General features: G+C 72.2%; 17 protein-coding genes. 5 read left to right on the top strand and 12 right to left on the bottom strand.

The window, feature by feature from the left end:
* Positions 1 to 17 precede the first annotated feature (17 nt).
* The 8 genes from VD659_RS14605 to add all read right to left on the bottom strand — a co-directional run bounded on the left by VD659_RS14605 (position 18) and on the right by add (position 9,485).
* Complete coding sequence (locus tag VD659_RS14605) at positions 18 to 767, bottom strand: GntR family transcriptional regulator (protein WP_137837027.1); 750 nt, start codon at positions 765 to 767, stop codon at positions 18 to 20.
* Positions 764 to 1,735 (bottom strand): ABC transporter permease, encoded by a 972-nt coding sequence (locus VD659_RS14600; protein ID WP_423261803.1) that lies wholly within the window; start codon positions 1,733 to 1,735, stop codon positions 764 to 766. Before VD659_RS14600 ends, VD659_RS14605 begins: the two co-directional genes overlap by 4 nt.
* A complete protein-coding gene (locus tag VD659_RS14595) occupies positions 1,732 to 2,898 on the bottom strand; it encodes an ABC transporter permease (protein WP_423261802.1) in 1,167 nt (388 codons plus the stop codon). The genes VD659_RS14600 and VD659_RS14595 overlap by 4 nt, the downstream gene beginning before the upstream one ends.
* Positions 2,895 to 4,802 (bottom strand): adenine deaminase C-terminal domain-containing protein, encoded by a 1,908-nt coding sequence (locus tag VD659_RS14590; RefSeq protein ID WP_423261801.1) that lies wholly within the window; start codon positions 4,800 to 4,802, stop codon positions 2,895 to 2,897. Before VD659_RS14590 ends, VD659_RS14595 begins: the two co-directional genes overlap by 4 nt.
* Positions 4,799 to 6,412 carry an ABC transporter ATP-binding protein gene (locus tag VD659_RS14585; RefSeq protein ID WP_423261800.1) on the bottom strand — a complete coding sequence of 538 codons (1,614 nt, stop codon included), beginning with the start codon at positions 6,410 to 6,412 and terminating at the stop codon, positions 4,799 to 4,801. Before VD659_RS14585 ends, VD659_RS14590 begins: the two co-directional genes overlap by 4 nt.
* Positions 6,412 to 7,437 (bottom strand): BMP family lipoprotein, encoded by a 1,026-nt coding sequence (locus VD659_RS14580; protein WP_423261799.1) that lies wholly within the window; start codon positions 7,435 to 7,437, stop codon positions 6,412 to 6,414. Before VD659_RS14580 ends, VD659_RS14585 begins: the two co-directional genes overlap by 1 nt.
* A gap of 81 nt (positions 7,438 to 7,518) precedes the next feature.
* Entirely contained in the window at positions 7,519 to 8,316 is a 798-nt protein-coding gene (locus tag VD659_RS14575) for a hypothetical protein (RefSeq protein WP_423261798.1), read from the bottom strand.
* Positions 8,313 to 9,485 carry an adenosine deaminase gene (gene add, locus VD659_RS14570; RefSeq protein ID WP_423261797.1) on the bottom strand — a complete coding sequence of 391 codons (1,173 nt, stop codon included), beginning with the start codon at positions 9,483 to 9,485 and terminating at the stop codon, positions 8,313 to 8,315. Before add ends, VD659_RS14575 begins: the two co-directional genes overlap by 4 nt.
* A 207-nt stretch (positions 9,486 to 9,692) precedes the next feature.
* On the opposite strand from add, the gene VD659_RS14565 reads away from it, so the two are divergent.
* Positions 9,693 to 10,181, top strand: coding sequence for a nucleoside deaminase (locus tag VD659_RS14565; RefSeq protein ID WP_423261796.1), 489 nt, complete (start codon positions 9,693 to 9,695; stop codon positions 10,179 to 10,181).
* Positions 10,182 to 10,278: 97 nt separating this feature from the next.
* Here VD659_RS14565 and VD659_RS14560 read toward each other — a convergent pair whose 3' ends face one another.
* Entirely contained in the window at positions 10,279 to 11,475 is a 1,197-nt protein-coding gene (locus VD659_RS14560; protein WP_423261795.1) for a metal-dependent hydrolase family protein, read from the bottom strand.
* Complete coding sequence (locus tag VD659_RS14555; RefSeq protein WP_423261794.1) at positions 11,472 to 12,287, bottom strand: creatininase family protein; 816 nt, start codon at positions 12,285 to 12,287, stop codon at positions 11,472 to 11,474. Before VD659_RS14555 ends, VD659_RS14560 begins: the two co-directional genes overlap by 4 nt.
* A 106-nt stretch (positions 12,288 to 12,393) precedes the next feature.
* On the opposite strand from VD659_RS14555, the gene VD659_RS14550 reads away from it, so the two are divergent.
* Genes VD659_RS14550 through VD659_RS14535 form a run of 4 tightly spaced genes read left to right on the top strand, consistent with a single transcriptional unit; the run spans position 12,394 to position 15,714 of the window.
* The gene (locus VD659_RS14550) at positions 12,394 to 13,605 is read left to right on the top strand and encodes an AI-2E family transporter (protein WP_423261793.1); all 1,212 of its coding nucleotides are present in this window, start codon (positions 12,394 to 12,396) and stop codon (positions 13,603 to 13,605) included.
* Between the two features lie 50 nt (positions 13,606 to 13,655).
* Complete coding sequence (locus VD659_RS14545; protein WP_423261792.1) at positions 13,656 to 14,360, top strand: histidine phosphatase family protein; 705 nt, start codon at positions 13,656 to 13,658, stop codon at positions 14,358 to 14,360.
* 9 nt (positions 14,361 to 14,369) lie between these two features.
* Entirely contained in the window at positions 14,370 to 14,927 is a 558-nt protein-coding gene (locus VD659_RS14540; RefSeq protein ID WP_423261791.1) for a DUF3090 domain-containing protein, read from the top strand.
* Positions 14,928 to 14,943: 16 nt separating this feature from the next.
* Entirely contained in the window at positions 14,944 to 15,714 is a 771-nt protein-coding gene (locus tag VD659_RS14535) for an SCO1664 family protein (protein ID WP_423261790.1), read from the top strand.
* 52 nt (positions 15,715 to 15,766) lie between these two features.
* Here VD659_RS14535 and VD659_RS14530 read toward each other — a convergent pair whose 3' ends face one another.
* Positions 15,767 to 16,195 (bottom strand): hypothetical protein, encoded by a 429-nt coding sequence (locus VD659_RS14530; protein ID WP_423261789.1) that lies wholly within the window; start codon positions 16,193 to 16,195, stop codon positions 15,767 to 15,769.
* A gap of 66 nt (positions 16,196 to 16,261) precedes the next feature.
* The gene (locus VD659_RS14525; RefSeq protein WP_423261788.1) at positions 16,262 to 17,272 is read right to left on the bottom strand and encodes a linear amide C-N hydrolase; all 1,011 of its coding nucleotides are present in this window, start codon (positions 17,270 to 17,272) and stop codon (positions 16,262 to 16,264) included.
* Positions 17,273 to 17,309: the final 37 nt, after the last annotated feature.

Genomic DNA, 17,309 nt, shown 5'->3' with positions numbered 1-17,309 from the left:
GTCGGGGTCCTTTCGGGTCAGAACTGGTAACGCGCGGTCGAGAACACCTGCGGCGGCCGGATGGTGCGCATGATCGAGTACGAGACCGTGCGCGGGTCGTGGATCTCGCGGGCGTGGAACAGCCGCTTGCCGCTCAGCCCGATGCCCACGATGTCGAGGGTGAGCACGGGGGTGCCCACCGGATGCTCGAACAGCACGGCATCCGATTCGCTGAGCACCTCGGCCGAGGGCGTCGCGACCTCCCAGGCCACGGCCTCGCCCCACACCTGCTTGGTGGTGAGGTACACCGAGTCGCCGAGGTCGACCTCGGGGCGCGGGAAGGGCAGCGGCACGGTGCCGAACGAGAGCATCGCCACGGCGCCGTCGGCCCGCCAGCGCTTCACCACGCGCGCGGCCGGCCGCCCGGGCTCGGTCATCAGCAGGCCGGCGCTTTCCTTCGGCAGCAGCACGTCGGAGATCTCGAGCACCTCCACGGTGCTCTCGTAGCCGAGCTGCCGCAGCAGCACGCTGTACTCGAGCTGGTCCTCGAAGCGAACGCTCATCCGCACGGCCACGGGGTCGACCTCGGTGGCCGCGCCCTGCCGGCGCAGCACAACGCCCTGCTGCTCGAGCGAGGCCAGCACATCGCGCACCTGCTTACGGGTGATGCCGAGGCGCTCGGCCATCTCCACCTCGCCCGGCAGGGTGGATCCGGAGGCGGCGGCGTCGCGCACGAAGCGCAGCACCCCCGCGAGCACGCGGCTGCTGTCGGCGCCGTTCGGGGTCATCTGGTCCTCGCCGTTCCTGGACCCGCATGCCGGGCCTCCTGGGCATTCCTGGCCTCCGGAGCCCTGGTGGCCCGGAAGAGCCGCCGCATCTGGCTGCGCGAGGTGATCACGAGCACGATGAGCGTCACCAAGTACGGTAGCGACTGGTAGACCTCGCTCGGCAACGTCACCGAGGTCGACTGCGAGAGCAGCGCGAAACTCTGCAGGAACGCGAACAGCAGCGCGCCGAGCGCGATGCCGATCGGGCGGCTCCGGCCCATGATCACGACGGCCAGCACGATGTAGCCGCGCCCCGCGGTGATGTCGGGCGTGAACGAGCCGATGGTGCCCACCGTGATGACGGCGCCGCCGAGCCCGGCGAGCGCGCCGCCGAGCAGCAGAGCGGATGCGCCCACCTTCTGCACGCGCACGCCCCGCAGAGCGGCCGAGGCCGGGTCGGTGCCCACGGCCTGCACGGCGAGGCCGAAGCGGGTGAACCGCATGACGGCCCAGGCCGCCACGAGCAGCACGGCCGCGAGGTACACCAGCGGGCTCTGCCCGAACAGGATCGGGCCGACCACCGGGATGCCCGCCAGCGGCCCGTTGCCGGACCCCGTGATGGTCTGCACGGTCACGTTCGTGGTGCCGGAGGGGATCCAGAGCTGGAACAGGAAGGTGCTGAGCCCGAGCCCGAGCATCGTCACGCCGAGGCCGACGACGATCTCGTTGGCGTGCAGGCGGTAGACCACGAGGTTCATGCCGATGGCGAGCAGGAGGCCCACGAGGATGCCCGCGGCGAGCCCGAGCAACGGCCCACCGATGCTGCCCGCCCAGACGCCCGCGAGCGCGCCCATGATCATCATGCCCTCGATGCCGAGGTTGATGCGGCCGGCCCGTTCGACGAAGCCCTCGCCGATGCCGGCGAGCACGAGCGGGGCGGCGAGCGCGAGGGTGCCCGCGAGGATCGCGACCCAGAGATCGAGGCTCATGCGCGGCCCCTCTCGTGCTCGGCTTCGACGAGGGTGCCGGCGGTCGCCTCGCCCGCGGGTTCGACCGGCGGGGCGCCCCCTCCCCCGTCGTCGGCGGCGGTGGGCGCGCCGGCGGGCGCGAGCGCGGCGAGCGGATGCCGCTGGTAGGCCGCGATGCAGGCGACGCCGATCAGCAGCACGCCCTTGATCACCTCGGCGATCGAGGCGGGCACCGTGCCGGTGGCGGACTGCATGCCGACGGCTCCCGCGGTGAGCGCCGAGAAGAACAGCGCGGCGAGGATGATGCCGATGGGCGTCAGGCTGCCGAGCAGCGCCACGGCGATGCCGGAGAAGCCGACGCCGCCCGAGACCGAGTTGAGCAGGCGGTTGTTGACGCCGGCCACCTGGATCCAGCCCACCACGCCCGCGCCGACGCCCGAGAGCAGCATGGTGGAGTAGACCACCTGGGTGCGGGTGGCGCCCAGGCGCAGGGCGAGCTTCGGGCGGGTGGCGAACACGGTCAGGCGCGCACTCGAACGCGATCGCCGCCACACGAAGAGAGCGGCGCCGATCACGAGCACGAGCAGCACGCCCCAGTGCGCGCGCGTGCCGGGCACGAGCAGCGGCAGCACCGCGGCATCCGGCAGCCGCGCGCTCTGCGGGGTGGCGGTCTGCTCGCCGGTGGCCAGCCAGGTGCGCAGGGTCCAGCCGAGGAACCCGGCCGCGAGGTAGTTGAGCAGCAGGGTGCTGAGGATCTCGTTCACCCGCCAGCGCACCGCGAGGAAGGCGGGGATGAGCGCCGTCACGCCGCCGCCCACGGCTCCGGCCACGAAGCCGGTGATCCAGAGCACCGGGCCGGGCGCTGCCCCGCCGAAGAGCTGGTCGACGGCGAAGATCGCGCCGGTGGCCGCGATCGCGCCGATCACGATCTGCCCCTCGGCCCCCACCGAGAACACCCCGGCGCGGAGGGCCGGGATGAGCGTGAGGGCGACGATGCCGATGGGCACCGCGCCAACGAACACCTCGCCGATGCGGTAGGGCGAGCTCGAGATGCCCTCGACGAGCCCGCGGATGCCCACGAGCGGGTCGGCGCCGGCCACCAGGATGAGCAGGGCCGCCACCGCGACGACGGCGAGCACCACGGATGCGGTGAGCACCCAGCGGCGCCGGTCGAGCGTTCTCATGAGCGGTCTCCGTCGCCGTGCGCGCCGTCGTGCGCTCCCTCGTGCGTACCGTCGTGACCGCAGCGGTCGACCGGGCCCGGAAGCAACACGTCGACGAACGACTGCGAGGCCGTGTCGATGAGTCCGAGCTCGGTCACCCCGAGGTCGGGGATCACGTAGAGCCCCACGAACGACAGGATGATGTACGGCGAGGGGATGGTGCAGCCCAGCGCGTGGGTGGCCTCGTGGCCGAGGCGCAGCGCCACCGCGGTCTCCTCGAAGGGGGCGGCGCTCATCATGCCGCCCACGGGCAGCGGAACGCGGCCGACGACCTCGCCGTCGGCCACGGTCACGAAGCCGCCACCCATCGCGCGCAGCTCCTCGACGGCCTGCAGCATGTCGGCGTCGTCGACGCCGACCACGGCGATGTTCATGTTCGGGCAGTTCATGGTGATGGCGATCGCGCCGCGCGAGAGGCCGAAGCCTTTCACGAAGCCGAGTCCGGTGGTGGCCTCCCCGTGGTGGCGGTCGACCACGGCGATCTTCAGCACGTCGTTCGCGGGGTCGCTCTGCACGAGGCCGTCCACCACGGGCAGCTCGGCCTCGAAGGCGCGCTTGAAGTAGCCCTTGTACATCTCCATGGCCCGCACGCGCACGGTGGCCGCGGGCGCATCCGGAGCAGCCGCAGCCGGCGCATCCGGAGCCGTCGCATCCGGAGCCGTCGCATCCGGAGCCCGCAGGGCGAACATCGCCGGGTCGAGCACCTCGGGCAGGTGCACGGTGCCGGTGGTCCACTCGGGCAGTACGTCGGTGTTCTCGAACAGCGCCACGCCGTCGCGGGCGGCGACGCGGCCTTCGACGATGACGACCGAGGGGCGCACCTCGGCGAGCACGGGGATGATCTGCAGGTCGGCGAGGCGCGAGGGGGCGAGCACACCGAGCACCTGGTCGAGGCGGTAGTAGGCGGCCGGCTGGGTGGTCGCCATCCGGTAGGCCAGCTGCGGGTCGACGCCGAAGCGGATGGCCTGCCGCACGTGATGGTCGATGTGGCCCTCGGTGTGCAGGTCGAGCGCGTGCTTGTCGTCGGCGCAGAAGCAGAGGCCGCGGAGTGCGGGCGCCACCTTCTCGAGGTCGGAGAAGATCGGCACGGTGTTGTCGGTGAGCGAGGCGCCCATCACGGTGATCATGGCGCCCAGGCGCACCCGCTCGAGCACCTCGTCGATGGTGGCGGAGTTGTGGTCGTCGCCGACGCCGGCGGCGAGGTAGCCCCAGAGCGACTCGTTCGTCTGCGCGGCGGTGTGACCGGTGATGCGGCGGCCGGCCACGAGGGCCTCGCGGAAGCGGCCGGTCGACTCCTCGCCGTAATCGAAGGGGTTGCCCTCGCCGAGGTTGGTGGTCACGTCGTCCCAGAGCCGGCCGCGCACGACCTCCTCGGGGATCACCGCTCCCCCGCGTTCGAGCGTGGGCGACCCGGGGGTCTTCGGCGACACCTGCTGGAACACGTGCAGCGGCGTCGTGGTGGTCAGCAGCACGTCCATGCCGGCCGCGCCCCACACGTTGGCGGCGCCGTTGGGGTCGGTGAGCACGGTTCCGGTGCCGCGGGCGACGCTCAGGCGCGCGAGCTCGCCCGGGGTGAGGTTGGTGTATTCGATGTGCAGGTGCGCGTCGATGAAGGTCGGCACGACGTGGCTTCCGGAGGCGTCGATCTCGTCGAGGCCGTCCGTGGGCGGCACGTGCCCCCACGGCGTGAGGGCCGCGATGTGGCGGCCGGCCACGAGGATGTCGCGTTCGAGCCACTCCTCGGTGCCCGGCGACTGCACGAGGCCGCCGCGCACGACGAGGTCGGGCTTCTCGGCGCCGACGGCGACGGCGCGCAGACGGCCGAGCTCGGCGGCGGTCGGGTAGAGCGCGGTCTTCTCGGTCATGCGGGGTCTCCTTGGTTCTGTTCCGAAGGCGGCTCGGCGACGGGCGCAGGCCCGGCGGGGGCAGGATCGGCGGTCGCAGGCCCGTCAGCTGCAGGGGCGGGCTCGGCGGGGGCGGCCTCGGCCAGCCCGGCCATGGCCCGGCCGATGCGCTCGGTGCCGGCCTCACCCACGGGGAGGTCGATGATCATCCGGCCGCCGAACATCACCACGACGCGGTCGGCGACGGCCAGCACCTCGTCGAGGTCGTGTGAGGCCACCACGACGGCGGCGCCCCGCGCGGCGAGTTCGACGAGCCGCTCGCGGATGGCCTGCGAGGCGCGCAGGTCGAGCCCCTGGGTGGGGCCGTAGGCGAGCACCGCCCGGGGCACGGGGTCGCCGCCGAGCTCCCGGGCGGCCAGCAGCTTCTGCTGATTGCCGCCGGAGAGCCCGGAGGCCACGAGTTCGGGGTGGGCGGGGCGCACGTCGAAGGCGCGCAGGCGCGCTTCGGCGCTCGGGGCGTCGGCCGGCACGGCGGCGGCCCCGATGGCGGTGGCGTAGACGCCGAGGTTCTCCTTGAGCGACATCGTGGGCACCACGGCCTCGGAACGCTCCTCGGGGATCCAGGCCAGCCCGGCGCGCAGGAAACCGGCGGCGGATGCCCCGGCCGGCGCGCCCGCGAGCGTCACCGATCCGCGCTCGGGCTTCACGAAGCCGCCCAGCACGTCCAGCAGGAGGTTCTGGCCGCTGCCGGCCACCCCGGCGATGCCCACGACCTCGCCCGAGCGCACGGCGAGGTCGACCCCGTCGAGGCGGGCGTCACGGAGGGAGCCGGCCACCACGCCGCGGGCTTCGAGCACGACCTCGCCCGGGGTGCGGGCAGCGCGGGGCGGCGGGGCGGCGAGTTCGCCGACCATGAGGCGGGCGATCTCGGCGGGCTCGAGGCCGGTGGCCGAGCCGTGGTGCACGTTCTCGCCGTGCGAGAGCACCGTGAGGTCGTCGGCCACCTGCCGCACCTCGTCGAGCCGGTGGGTGATGAGCACCACGGCGGTGCCCAGCGCGCAGAGCGAGCGCAGGTGCTCGAACAGCCCGCCGACCTCGAGCGGGCCGAGGCTCGCGGTGGGCTCGTCGAGGATGAGGGTGTGGGCGCCTTCGGCGAGCGCCACGACGATCTCGCCGAGCTGCCGGTGCGCCTGCGTGAGCGAGGCGGTGGGGGCGTCGAGGTCCACCTCGACGCGGGCGCGTTCGAGGGTCGCCGCGAGCAGCGCCCGGGCCGAACGCCGGTTCGCCAGCCGGCGGCGGCCGGCCAGCAGGTAGTTCTCCACGAGGCTGAGCTCTCCGACGAGGCTCAGCTGCTGCGGCACCATGTTGATGCCGCGGTTCTTGGCGTCGGCGCGGTCGCGGGGCGCGAAGGCCGAGCCGCCGAGCGTCATGCTGCCGGTGGTCGGCCGCTCGATGCCCGCGAGCACCTTCGCGAGGGTCGACTTGCCGGCGCCGTTCTCACCCACGAGAGCGTGGACCGCGCCGGGGCGCACCGTCAGCGAGACCTCGCTGAGGGCGCGCACCGGCCCGAAGTTCTTGGAGATGGACCGCGCCTGGACGACGCGGTCCATCTCCTGCGGTGAAAGGGTCATCAGCCGATTGTGACGGATCCGTCGATGATGCCCTTGATCTGCTCGTCGACCTTGGTGGCGACGTCCGACGGCACCTTGCCGCCGACGGTGTTGATCGGCTGGAAGGTGATGCCGCCGTTCTCGAGCGTCGAGGTGACGCCCTTGTTGCCGAAGCCGCCGTTGGCGACCTCCTCGACCCAGCCCTTGACGATGGGGTACATGTCGAGGTCGACGGTCGAGACGTTGTTCGCGAGGGCCGCGGTTCCGGCCGCCGAGGAGACGCCGACGCTCAGCACGCCGCCGGCGGCGGCAGCCGAGCCGACGCCCGTGGCGATGCCGTCACCGGTGGTGTAGACGAGCTTCGCGCCCTGGCCGATGAGGCCCGTGGTCGCCGTGGCGGCGGCCTGCGCGTCGTCGAAGCTGCCGGCGTAGACCGGGGGCAGCAGGGTCGCGGAGGGGTTCGCCGCGGTCACGCCCTGCTGGAAGAATCCGTCGGTCGCCTTCACGAAGTCGAGCTCGAGGCTCTCCACGCGGCCGATCGGCGAGGCCTGGGTGAGGCCCGCGATGTAGCCGGAGAGGTAGCCGACCTGCGGGGTGCTGTAGGTCCAGCCCTCCACGTTCGCGGTGCCCTTGGTGAGCACGTCCTCGCCGCCGGAGGCGGTGAACTTGACGTCGGGGAACTGCTTGGCGACGTTGAAGATCGCGTCGCTCAGCTCGATGCCGTGACCGATGATGAGGTCGTAGCCCTGGCTCGCGAAGTCGGTGATGACGGGCTCGCTGGTGGCCGGGTCGGCCATCTGGTCGCGCAGCTGGTAGTCGATGAGGCCTTCGTCCTTGAGCTTCTGCAGGGCGTCGGCCAGGGCCTGGTTGAAGGCGCCGTCGTTGGTGTTGCCCGGCGTCAGCGCGCCGACCTTGATCACCTTCGCGGCGGGGGTGGCCGAGCCGGATGCGCTCGGCGTCGACGACGACGAGCATCCGGCCAGCGCCAGGGCGGCGACGGCGACGAGAGCGGCTCCGGCGAGCAGCTTTCCGCTTCTTCTGGTCATGGTGTTCCTTTCGGGAGGGGGTGCTGTGAGGGGGATGGAGCGGGTGGTGAGGGATGGAGCAGGGGTGGAGCGGGTGGTGCGTCAGCCCGCCCGGTCGACGAGACCCTCGGCGAGGGTCGGGCCGACGAAGGCGGAGCTGGCCGAAGACCAGTGCCCGAGCAGGGCCCCGGTCGACATCGAGAAGCACGGGTCGAGCGAGGCGACCGCGGGAGGCGCATCCGGGTGCAGGGCGGCGTCGGAGACGCAGACCACCGGATGCCCGTGCAGGGTTCGCGCGACGCCCTCGGCCGGCAGGAAGCCGCGCCGGGCGGCGCTCAGAACGGCGGCCTCGGAGAGGAAGCCGCGGAGGGCGGGGTCGTCGGCGCACTCGGCGGCCGGCTTCGTGCATCCGCCGGTCCAGCGGATGCTGCCGTCGGCACCGAGCTCGACCTGGCTGTTCTGCGTTCCCAGTGGGCTGTCGCCCTGGGCCACGACGTCGATGGTCACGCTGAACGCGGCGCCCGTGCGGGTGGAGGTGATGTGCTCAACGTAGAGCGGCTCCGACTTGGTGCCGGTGACCGTGTAGGCCTCGGGCCACGCGGCGACGATCGGGGCGAGCGCCACGGGCTGGCCCTCGGCGGGCGCGGACGCCGGGTCGGCGGGCGAACCGGCGACCGGAGCGGCGACGGCCCCGGCGCCGGCGGACGCGGCGCCGGCGGACGTGGCCACCGGGGCCGGGCCGTCTGCGGCTTCGGCCCCCGACACCCGCGAGGCGACCACGAGCACGCCCACCACGGCGAGGGCCACCAGGAGCGAGGCGAAGGCGAGCACGAGGGCGCGTCGTCGGCGCGTGCCGCGGTCGACGGCGGCCGGAGCGGGGCCGGGGGCCGAGGCCGTCATGGCACCCGCTCCGGCTCGGGCTCGATCACGGCAGCGGGAGCGACGCCGCCGGAAACGGCGGCAGCAGCATCGGCCGCCGCGGTCACCGCGGCGAGCTCCGCGAGCAGGTCGCGCTTGAGGTCGTCGTTCGCGAACGAGGCCGTGATCGACTCGGCGGCGAAGCGGGCCAGTTCGGTGCGGCCGTAGCCGTACACCGCCGCGGCGACCGCCCAGTCCGCGTCGAGCGTGGTGGCCAGCGGCGCCGGGTCGTCGGTGTTGAGCGTCACCCGCACGCCGGCCTCCACCAGCCGGGGCAGCGGATGCGCGGCCCAGTCGGCGTACAGGCCGAGTGTCACGTTGGAGCGGGGGCAGACGCCGAGCGGGACGGCGTCGTCGATCAGGCGCTGCACGAGCGCGGGGTCCTCGATCGAGCGCACGCCGTGGTCGATGCGCTCGGCGTGCAGCAGGTCGAGGGCGTCCCAGACACCCTCCGGCCCGCTCGACTCGCCCGCGTGCACGGTGCGGCGGAAACCGGCGGCCTCGGCCGCGCGGAACGCGTCTCGGAACTTCTCGCCCGTGCGCCCGCTGGCCTTCTCGTCACCGTCGATGCTCAGCGCGACCACGCGGGAGGGGCGGTGCCCGGCGAGCGCCGCCACCACGTCGTCGGCCTCGGCGGCCGACTGCGCCCGCAGCAGCGAGTAGGCGATGTTCGTGACGCAGAGGCCGTCCTGCTCGGCCTCGTCGAGGCCGGCGGCGAGCGCCTCCATGAGCGCCATCTCGCGGCCCTGCCAGGCGTTCCAGTGGGTGGGATTCACGATCACGTCGGAGTAGCGGATGCCGGAGGCCGTCTGACGGGCGGCGAACGAATACGCCACGCGAGCCGCCTGCTCGGCCGTGCGCACGAGACCGCACTGCCAGTCGAGGAAGCGCAGGAAGCCGCTGAGACCGGCGTTGCCGACACCGTGCGCGGTGCCGCCGGTGGTGACCTCGGGCATGGTGAAGGCGTCGTGCGTGCTGACGTCGAAGATCGTCGCGGCCGGCCCGGGGAGCCTCACGTCGTTCTCCTTGGCCAGCCGCAGCAGCTCGGCGAGCGAGAAGGTGCCCTCGAGGTGCACGTGCACCTCGGCCTTCGGGAGGCGCCGGATGTCCTGTTCGTCGATGCGGACGGCGGTGGAGACAGGGGCGGGCATGGGGACCTTTCGGGGCGGAGCAGGGGTCGTAGAGGGGGTGCGTCCAGAAGGCTAACTCCCGCTCGTGACTTGTTCACAAGTTGAGCGCAACTTGTTCGAGGACCGTAACCCGGCCGTAACAAACTGTCGTAAATCCGCCATTCGATAGCATTGGACTGGGATGCTCTACTGGCACCCTCATCACCTTGTGCACATGTGGAGGATCGAATGCCCGACGAACTGGACGCCGCCGACGAGGCCCACCTGAGGGAGAGCATCCGGGCCGCGGAGCAGTCGCGGGCCGAGGGGCGGCATCCGTTCGGCGCCATCGTGGTCGATGCGGGCGGCGCCGTCGTGGCCTCCTTCGGCAACAACTCCCTGCCGCCCGAGGGCGACCCCACCCAGCACGCCGAGATGCGCGCGGTGGCCGCCGCCTTCCGCGCCCTGGGGGCCGAGGGGATGGCCGGGAGCACCTTGTTCACCAGTGCGGAGCCCTGCGCGATGTGCTCGGGCGCGGTGTACTGGACCGGCATCGACCGCGTGGTCTACGCGCTCTCGGAACGCCGCCTGCTCGAGCTCACGGGCGACCACCCGGAGAACCCGACCTTCTCCCTGCCCTGCCGCGAGGTCTTCGCACGCGGCCAGCGCAGCATCGCGGTCTCCGGCCCCCACCTCGAGTCCGAGGCCGCCGAGGCGCACCTCGGCTTCTGGTCCTAACCCCCGCCCAACGCCGCGCCTCCCCAGGTAGCGCCAAGCGCTCCATGGGCGCCCCGCGCGAGCAGTTGGCGCTACCCACAGAGCGCGGGCGAGGTGTCTACGCGGCGGGAAGGGCTCCCGCGAGGAGGCGGCCGCGGCTGACCACGGCCACGATGTTGTCGGCGACGAGGTCGCCGAGCTCGTCCCAGGGGCGGCCGCGCACCACCACGAAGTCCGCGGCGTAGCCGGGCGCGACGCGGCCGAGGCGGGCGCCGAGGCCGAGGCTGTCGGCCGCATCGGAGGTGGCCGAGATGAGCGCGCGCTCCGAGCTCCACTCGAACGCCGTCTTCATGGCCTGCAGCTCGTCGAGCTGGCCGCCGTGGCGCACGAAGCGGCCGTTGGCATCCGTTCCGAGCACGAAGCGCACGCCCGCGCGCGCCGCCGCGAGGAAGGCGGGGTCGCGTCCGGCCACCACGTCGCGCGCCTTGTCGCTGGCCTCCTCGCGGATGCTGCCTCCGCCGGCCGCGACGATGTCGTTGATCAGCAGGGTCGGGCTCAGCGGCATGTTCGCGGCCACGAGCGCCTCGAACTGCTCGGGCGTGACGCCCGTGGCGTGCTCGATGGAGTCGACGCCCTCCTCCAGCGCGATCGTGATGCCCTCGGCGGTGTGCGAGTGCGCGGCCACGAGCATCCGCAGCGCGTGCGCCTCGTCGACGGTGGCGGCGATCTCGGCGCGGGTGTGGTTGCGCCAGCCCACGTGGTCGCCCATCGAGAAGATACCGCCCGAGGTGTAGATCTTGATGCCGGTCGCGCCCTCACGGGCCCACTGGCGCACGAGGCGGCGGCACTCGTCGGGCGAGTCGGCCACAGGTGGGCGGTCGCGGAAGCGCGGCGGGGTGAAGAGGTCGCCATGTCCGGCGGTCATCCCGACCGGTCCGCTGGAGAGCAGCCGCGGGCCCTCGAGCACCCCCTGGTCGAAGGCGCGGCCGACCGCGATCTGGATGGGCGAGGCCGCCAGGTCGCGCATGGTGGTGACGCCGTAGGCGGCGAACTTGCGGGCGTGTGCGGCGACGTGCAGCGCCTTTTCTTCAGGCGGGGTGACGAGCGGCCAGGCGTCGCCGGGGCCGGCGCCGTCGAGCACGCTCGTGTCGAGGTGCACGTGGGTGTCGACGAGACCGGGGATGACGGAGAGTCCCGGGAAACGGTCGTCGGCACCCGTGGTCCCCACGATGTCGTCGCCCGACCACTCCAGGCGGGTGGGCCCGATGAGCTCGGTGCCGTTCCAGACGGTGATGCCGTCGAGTGCCTCGGTCATGATGCTCCCTGCTGGTATGCGGCCGGGGCGGTGGCGGCGATGTCGTCTCCAGACCCGATCGGGGACGCATCCGTGGCGCCGATGGCGTCGAGGTGCGCGTCGATCTCGCCGACCGACCGCTCCACCACGAAGGCGATGATGGTCTCCCCCTTGGCGGCCGTGGCAGGCCGGGGGTCGCCGAACACGCCGCTCGGCGAGAGCGTGTCGAAGCGGATGGGCCGGCGCCCGAAATCGGCCGGCAGCTCGGGGTAGCTCGCCTCGTAGCGATCGGGATGCACGAGAGCGGGCTCGAGCGCGAGCACCATCGAGGTCTCCAGCTCGTCGGCGTGGCAGAGGCCGGGGGCGGCCCACGGGCTCTCCTTCACGGCGTCGCCCACCTCCACGAGCCCCGGGTAGTCGAGCACGAAGACGTCGAAGCCGCCGATCGACATCTCCCGGGCCGCCGCGTGCACGGGCGCCCGGTTGCCGAAGTCGCCGTTCACGATCACGAGCGTCGTCACACCGAACGACTGGGCGGAGGCGCCGATGTCGCGGCAGATCGCGCTCACGGTCGAGGCCGAGAGCGAGATGGTTCCCGGGAAGCGCCCGTTGTCCCAGGTCTCGCCGTAGGGCACCGCGGGCAGCAGCAGGCCCGAGTAGTGCTCGGCGAGCGCCTCGGCCACCCCCACGCACTGGATGGTGTCGGTCGACAGCGGCAGGTGCGGCCCGTGCTGTTCGAGCGCCCCGAAGGGCAGGAAGGCCAGGGTGTTCCCGGCGGCGACATGGTCGCGCACGTCGGTCCAGCTGGCGGCGGCGAGATCGAGCTTCGGCATCCCCTCACGATAAACCCCGCGGCCCGGTCGAGCCGACGCGCGCCCGCCGGGTCGGGGCGGACATGGTTGGTGCACCGGATCGGATCAGCCACGGACGGAGATCACGATGACCGACGGCACGACGAATCCGTCGCCGGAGGGCGAGAGCCTCTCCGCGGGTGATCCGTCGGGCGCGGACGATCTGGCGGGCACAGCTCGGCCGCGGTACCGATACCCGCGCGGAACGATCATCCTGCTCGGTCTCGCCTCGGCCGTCGTCGTTTCGGCAGGCATCGCAGGCATCCGCGACATCCTGGCCCCGGTGCTGCTGACGCTCGTGCTCACCATCTGCGCCTACCCCGTCGGCGCGGCGCTGGAGAAGCGCGGAGTACCGCGCGGCATCGCCACCGGCTCGGTCATCCTCGTGGTCTTCGCGCTGCTCGCGGGCTTCACCTACACGCTCGTGATCGCCTTCGCGCAGTTCGCGAGCATGCTGCCCGACTACGCCGATCAGCTCACCGCCGCCGGCGCGGCCATCGGCTCCTGGCTGCAGAGCATCGGCATCGACGCGGCCCAGGTGCAGTCGGTGCGCCAGAGCTTCGACCCGAGCAGCATCCTCGCCTTCTTCGGCGGACTCCTCGGCAGCGTCTTCGGCATCACCGGAGCACTCGTGATCGTGCTCACCATGCTCATCCTGATGTCCGCCGACGCCGTCTACGTGCCCACGATCCTGCGCCAGCTGGGGCGCCGCCGGCCCTCCCTCGCCACGGCGCTGCACGACTACGCCTCCGGCGTGCGCAAGTACATGGTGGTCACGACGCTGCTCGGTGTGGTGCAGGGCCTGCTCAACACGCTCGCGCTGCTCATCCTCGGTGTGCCCGCGGCACTGCTCTGGGGCCTGCTCGCATTCCTCTGCAGCTTCATCCCGAACGTGGGCTACTTCTTCGCCATCATCCCGCCGATCATCTTCGGCTTCCTGGTGGGCGGCTGGCCCACGGCCATCGCCGTCGTGGTGATCTACGGCATCATCAACGCGGTCGTGCAGTCGGTCGTGCAGCCGCGGGTCGTGGGCAACGCGGTGTCGCTCAGCCAGACCCTCACCTTCTTCTCGGTGCTGTTCTGGGCCGTGCTGATCGGGCCGATCGGCGCCATCCTCGCCATTCCGCTCACGCTCCTCGTGCGCACGATCCTGATCGACTCCGATCCGGACGCGCAGTGGATCCGTCCCGCCATCGGCGACACGAGCGAGACGCGCACCATCATGCGCGGCGACGACGCCGTGGCCAAGAGCGAGCGGATGGCAGCCCGCCAGGCGAAGAAGGCCCGCAAGGCCGGGTGACGCGATCGCCCGTGACCCCGGGCGTCCGGACCGTGTCTAGGCTGGCAGTCATGGCCACAGTGATCCTCGTGCGGCACGGCCGCACCACCGCGAACGCCGGCGGCGTGCTCGCCGGCCGCACCGCGGGGGTCGGGCTCGACGACACCGGGCGCGCCCAAGCCCTCCGGGCGGCCGGGCGCCTGGCCGCCGTGCCGCTGGTCGCAGTGGTCTCGAGCCCGCTCGAGCGCTGCCGGCAGACCGCCGAGATCCTCCTCGCGCAGCAGACCGGCTCGCCCGCGACCCCGGTCGAGGAGGCCATCACCGAGTGCGACTACGGGCAGTGGCAGGGCCGCACCCTCGCCGAGCTGGCCACGGAGCCGCTCTGGTCGATCGTGCAGTCGCAGCCCTCCGCCGCCGTCTTCCCGGGCGGAGAGTCGATGGCGGCGATGCAGGGCCGCTCGGTGGCGGCCATCCGGCGGCTCGACGCCGCCTTCGAGGCCGAGCACGGCCCCGACGCCGTCTGGGCCGCCGTGAGCCACGGCGACATCATCAAGTCGGTGCTCGCCGACGCCCTCGGCATGCACCTCGACCTGTTCCAGCGCATCAGCGTGGGCCCGGCGTCGATCTCGATCGTGCACTACGGCGCGACCCGCCCCGAGGTGATCGCCACCAACACCGACTCGGGCGACCTCTCCTGGCTCGGCACCGCCGCGCCCGCCGAGCCGACGGTCGGAGGCGGAGACACCCCGCAGCCGGAGCCGGGTTCGCGCTCCTAAAATAAGCCCATGCCCACTCTCGTCCACAGCTTCGACTGGCCCGACCGCATCGTGGTCGGAACCGTCGGCGTCCCCGGTTCGCGCACCTTCTACCTGCAGGTGCGCGCCGGCGCCCGCCTGCTGAGCACGGCGCTCGAGAAGGAGCAGTCGGCGGTGCTCGCCGAGAAGATCGACGAGATCCTCGACGAACTGATGGTCAACGACGGCAACCCGCACAGCGTGCCCACCGACACACCGATCGAGCTCGTCGACAACGAGCCGCTCGACCAGCCGGTCGACGAGCAGTTCCGCACCGGCGCTCTCGGTCTGGGCTGGGATCCGACCACCGCGCAGGTGGTGATCGAGGCCTACCCCCTCGTACTCGTCGACGAGGAGGACGAAGACGCCCTCGACGAGACCGTGACCGAGCCGGAGGAGATGCTCGTGGTGCGGATGCCCGTGGGCACCGCCCGCGCTTTCGCCAAGCGCACGCGCGAGGTCGTGGGCGCCGGGCGGCCCCTGTGCCCGCTCTGCGGAACGCCGATCGACCCCGACGGCCACGTCTGCCCGGTCGCCGACGAGTTCTGATGCGGCCGCCCGCGCGATGCTGACCGAGGCCGATCCGCCCGAGGGCGAGCTCGAGCTCGTCGGCCGCATCACCGTGGCCTCGAACGCCACGTTCCTGGCGCAGATCGGCGGTACCGCCGTGGTCTACAAGCCGATCGCGGGCGAGAAACCGCTCTGGGACTTCCCCGACGGGATGCTCGCCCACCGCGAGCTCGCGGCCTATCTCGTCTCCGAGGCCCTCGGGTGGAATGTCGTGCCCCGCACCTGGCTCCGTGGCGGCCCGCTCGGCGAGGGCATGGTGCAGCTCTGGCAGGAGCCCGACGAGGAGCAGGAGACCGTCGACCTCGTCGCGCCCGATGCGGTTCCGGATGCCGGCTGGCGCCACGTCTTCGAGGGCAGCGACGACGACGACCGACCGGTCGCCCTCATCCACGAGGACTCGGATGCGCTCCGCCGTATGGCCGTGTTCGACGCGGTCGTGAACAACGCCGACCGCAAGGGCGGCCACATCCTCGCGATGCCGGGCGGCCACCGCTACGGCGTCGATCACGGCCTCACCTTCCATGCCGAGCCGAAGCTCCGCACGGTGCTCTGGGGCTGGCTCGGCGAGGAGCTCACAGGCGAGGAGCTGGCCGGGGTGTCCCGGGTGCGCGACGGGCTCGCGGGGCCGCTCGGCGCATCCCTGGCCCCGCTGCTCACCACCGTCGAGCTCGAGGTGCTCGGCGAGCGCTGCGAGCGCCTGCTCCGCGACCCCGTGTTCCCCGCCCCCGAGGGCTTCATGCCCGCGGTGCCGTGGCCGCTGTTCTGAGACCGGCTCTGACCGAGCAGAGTGCCACGCCGTGTCCGGGATCTCTCTCGGGCTAGTCGAACGCGATGCGACGTCTCGGCGTGCGCACCCGGGCTCGCTCTGCTCTGACTGCGTGCAAGTACCTGCGCGAGTCCGGCAGCCACAGCAGCACGGCGGGAGCGACGCTGAGAAGGCTGACAGCGAGGGAAACAGCGTCGAAAGAGAGGAAGGTCGGCACGATGCGGAGCACGGCGTAGAACGTCGCGACCGGTACGGCGAGACGGCTGCCGCGGCGCATCAGCCAGAGCGGCCAGAGAGCCAACGCCAGGGCGATCAGAAAACTAAGCGTCAGGATGGCGACCTGAGCCACCACGACGCCCGCGGTCTCCCCCCACCGAATTGATCGAGCAATCTGGACGGCGGTGATGATCATCAGCCCGACTGAGATGACGAGAGCCACCCGTGCGACGATGATGCTCCACGGCGCCTTGTCCCGCAGCATGGTTCCCCCTGACGACTGACTTCTCCGGACGACCGGACTGAGCGCCCGCTGTTCTGAGGGCCCGCCTCAGACGGTGATCGGGGCGAAGCCGGCCGCGACCAGCTCCACCTGACGCGGTCCGCCGCCCTCGAAGTCGGTCTGGGACAGGTCGATCACGAGCGGCTGCGGGTTCGACTGGAGCCGCACGACGTAGCGCCCGGCCGACAGGCTCGCAATGCTCGACCACTTGGTCTGATCGTCCTGCTCGACGCCGGCGGCGTTCGTGCCCGTCATCATGCCGACCGGGATGTCGAAGTTGTTCAGCGCGTGCAGGCAGAGCTGCTCGAGCGCGTCGCTGTCGGCGGCGGGCTGCATTGTCATCACGTATGCCGCGGCGCGCAGGTAGCGGGCCGCGCTGCCCGAGTCGCCCGGAAGGCCGACGAAGCCCTGCCCCTGCGAGAGCGGGGCGAAGCGCACCCCGCGGATCTCGACCGGGGCGGGGTTGGCGGCGTGCAGCTGCGGGAGGTAGTTGCGCACGTTGTCGTAGTGCCAGTCGAGGTACGGCGCATTCGTGGCGACACCCAAGGGGTTGTCGAGGTGCCGCTGCGCGGCGTCCTCGAACTCGACCACGCCGCTGGCCCCGCTCGCGTCGTGCAGCACGATGTGCAGCGGAGGGACGCCCTGGATGAGCGGGTTCTCCGGCCCCCAGACCGTCACCTCGGCGAGCAGCGCAAAGGCCTCCTGCACGCTCGCCGCCTGGGTGAGCAGGTAGGCCACCGCGTCGAGAACCGCCAGGTTGCGGGAGGCGTCGGCATCCGGCTCCTGGTAGGAGGCGAAGCCGGGCATGTAGAGCACGCCGACGTACAGGCCCTTCTCGTTCATGCCGTCGGTGAGCCACTGCGGGTCGCCGACGGCATCCATGCCGACCGCGCCATAGCGGGCGGTCCAGCTCACGCCGGTGCCGGTGGGCGCCTGCGACTGCAGCGCCAGCCCGCGGGGAAGCACGGTGAGCTTCGCGCCGAGCATGTCGGGGAACTCCATCGTGCGCCCGACCGCCACCGATCCGTCGCTGGCCCGCAGCTGGAAACTCGTGCACATGAGGTCTCTCCGTTCCGCGGCGTCGTCGCTCGCGATG

The organism is Herbiconiux sp. 11R-BC (genome assembly GCF_049472555.1).
Taxonomy (GTDB): domain Bacteria; phylum Actinomycetota; class Actinomycetes; order Actinomycetales; family Microbacteriaceae; genus Herbiconiux.
This window is presented reverse-complemented; position numbering and strand designations above follow the sequence as displayed.

Excerpts from the sequence above, each read along its gene's own strand:
- VD659_RS14605 (WP_137837027.1), bottom strand. The coding sequence starts at position 767 with ATGACCCCGAACGGCGCCGACAGCAGCCGCGTGCTCGCGGGGGTGCTG.
- VD659_RS14600 (WP_423261803.1), bottom strand. The coding sequence starts at position 1,735 with ATGAGCCTCGATCTCTGGGTCGCGATCCTCGCGGGCACCCTCGCGCTC.
- VD659_RS14595 (WP_423261802.1), bottom strand. The coding sequence starts at position 2,898 with ATGAGAACGCTCGACCGGCGCCGCTGGGTGCTCACCGCATCCGTGGTG.
- VD659_RS14590 (WP_423261801.1), bottom strand. The coding sequence starts at position 4,802 with ATGACCGAGAAGACCGCGCTCTACCCGACCGCCGCCGAGCTCGGCCGT.
- VD659_RS14585 (WP_423261800.1), bottom strand. The coding sequence starts at position 6,412 with ATGACCCTTTCACCGCAGGAGATGGACCGCGTCGTCCAGGCGCGGTCC.
- VD659_RS14580 (WP_423261799.1), bottom strand. The coding sequence starts at position 7,437 with ATGACCAGAAGAAGCGGAAAGCTGCTCGCCGGAGCCGCTCTCGTCGCC.
- VD659_RS14575 (WP_423261798.1), bottom strand. The coding sequence starts at position 8,316 with ATGACGGCCTCGGCCCCCGGCCCCGCTCCGGCCGCCGTCGACCGCGGC.
- add (WP_423261797.1), bottom strand. The coding sequence starts at position 9,485 with ATGCCCGCCCCTGTCTCCACCGCCGTCCGCATCGACGAACAGGACATC.
- VD659_RS14565 (WP_423261796.1), top strand. The coding sequence starts at position 9,693 with ATGCCCGACGAACTGGACGCCGCCGACGAGGCCCACCTGAGGGAGAGC.
- VD659_RS14560 (WP_423261795.1), bottom strand. The coding sequence starts at position 11,475 with ATGACCGAGGCACTCGACGGCATCACCGTCTGGAACGGCACCGAGCTC.
- VD659_RS14555 (WP_423261794.1), bottom strand. The coding sequence starts at position 12,287 with ATGCCGAAGCTCGATCTCGCCGCCGCCAGCTGGACCGACGTGCGCGAC.
- VD659_RS14550 (WP_423261793.1), top strand. The coding sequence starts at position 12,394 with ATGACCGACGGCACGACGAATCCGTCGCCGGAGGGCGAGAGCCTCTCC.
- VD659_RS14545 (WP_423261792.1), top strand. The coding sequence starts at position 13,656 with ATGGCCACAGTGATCCTCGTGCGGCACGGCCGCACCACCGCGAACGCC.
- VD659_RS14540 (WP_423261791.1), top strand. The coding sequence starts at position 14,370 with ATGCCCACTCTCGTCCACAGCTTCGACTGGCCCGACCGCATCGTGGTC.
- VD659_RS14535 (WP_423261790.1), top strand. The coding sequence starts at position 14,944 with ATGCTGACCGAGGCCGATCCGCCCGAGGGCGAGCTCGAGCTCGTCGGC.
- VD659_RS14530 (WP_423261789.1), bottom strand. The coding sequence starts at position 16,195 with ATGCTGCGGGACAAGGCGCCGTGGAGCATCATCGTCGCACGGGTGGCT.
- VD659_RS14525 (WP_423261788.1), bottom strand. The coding sequence starts at position 17,272 with ATGTGCACGAGTTTCCAGCTGCGGGCCAGCGACGGATCGGTGGCGGTC.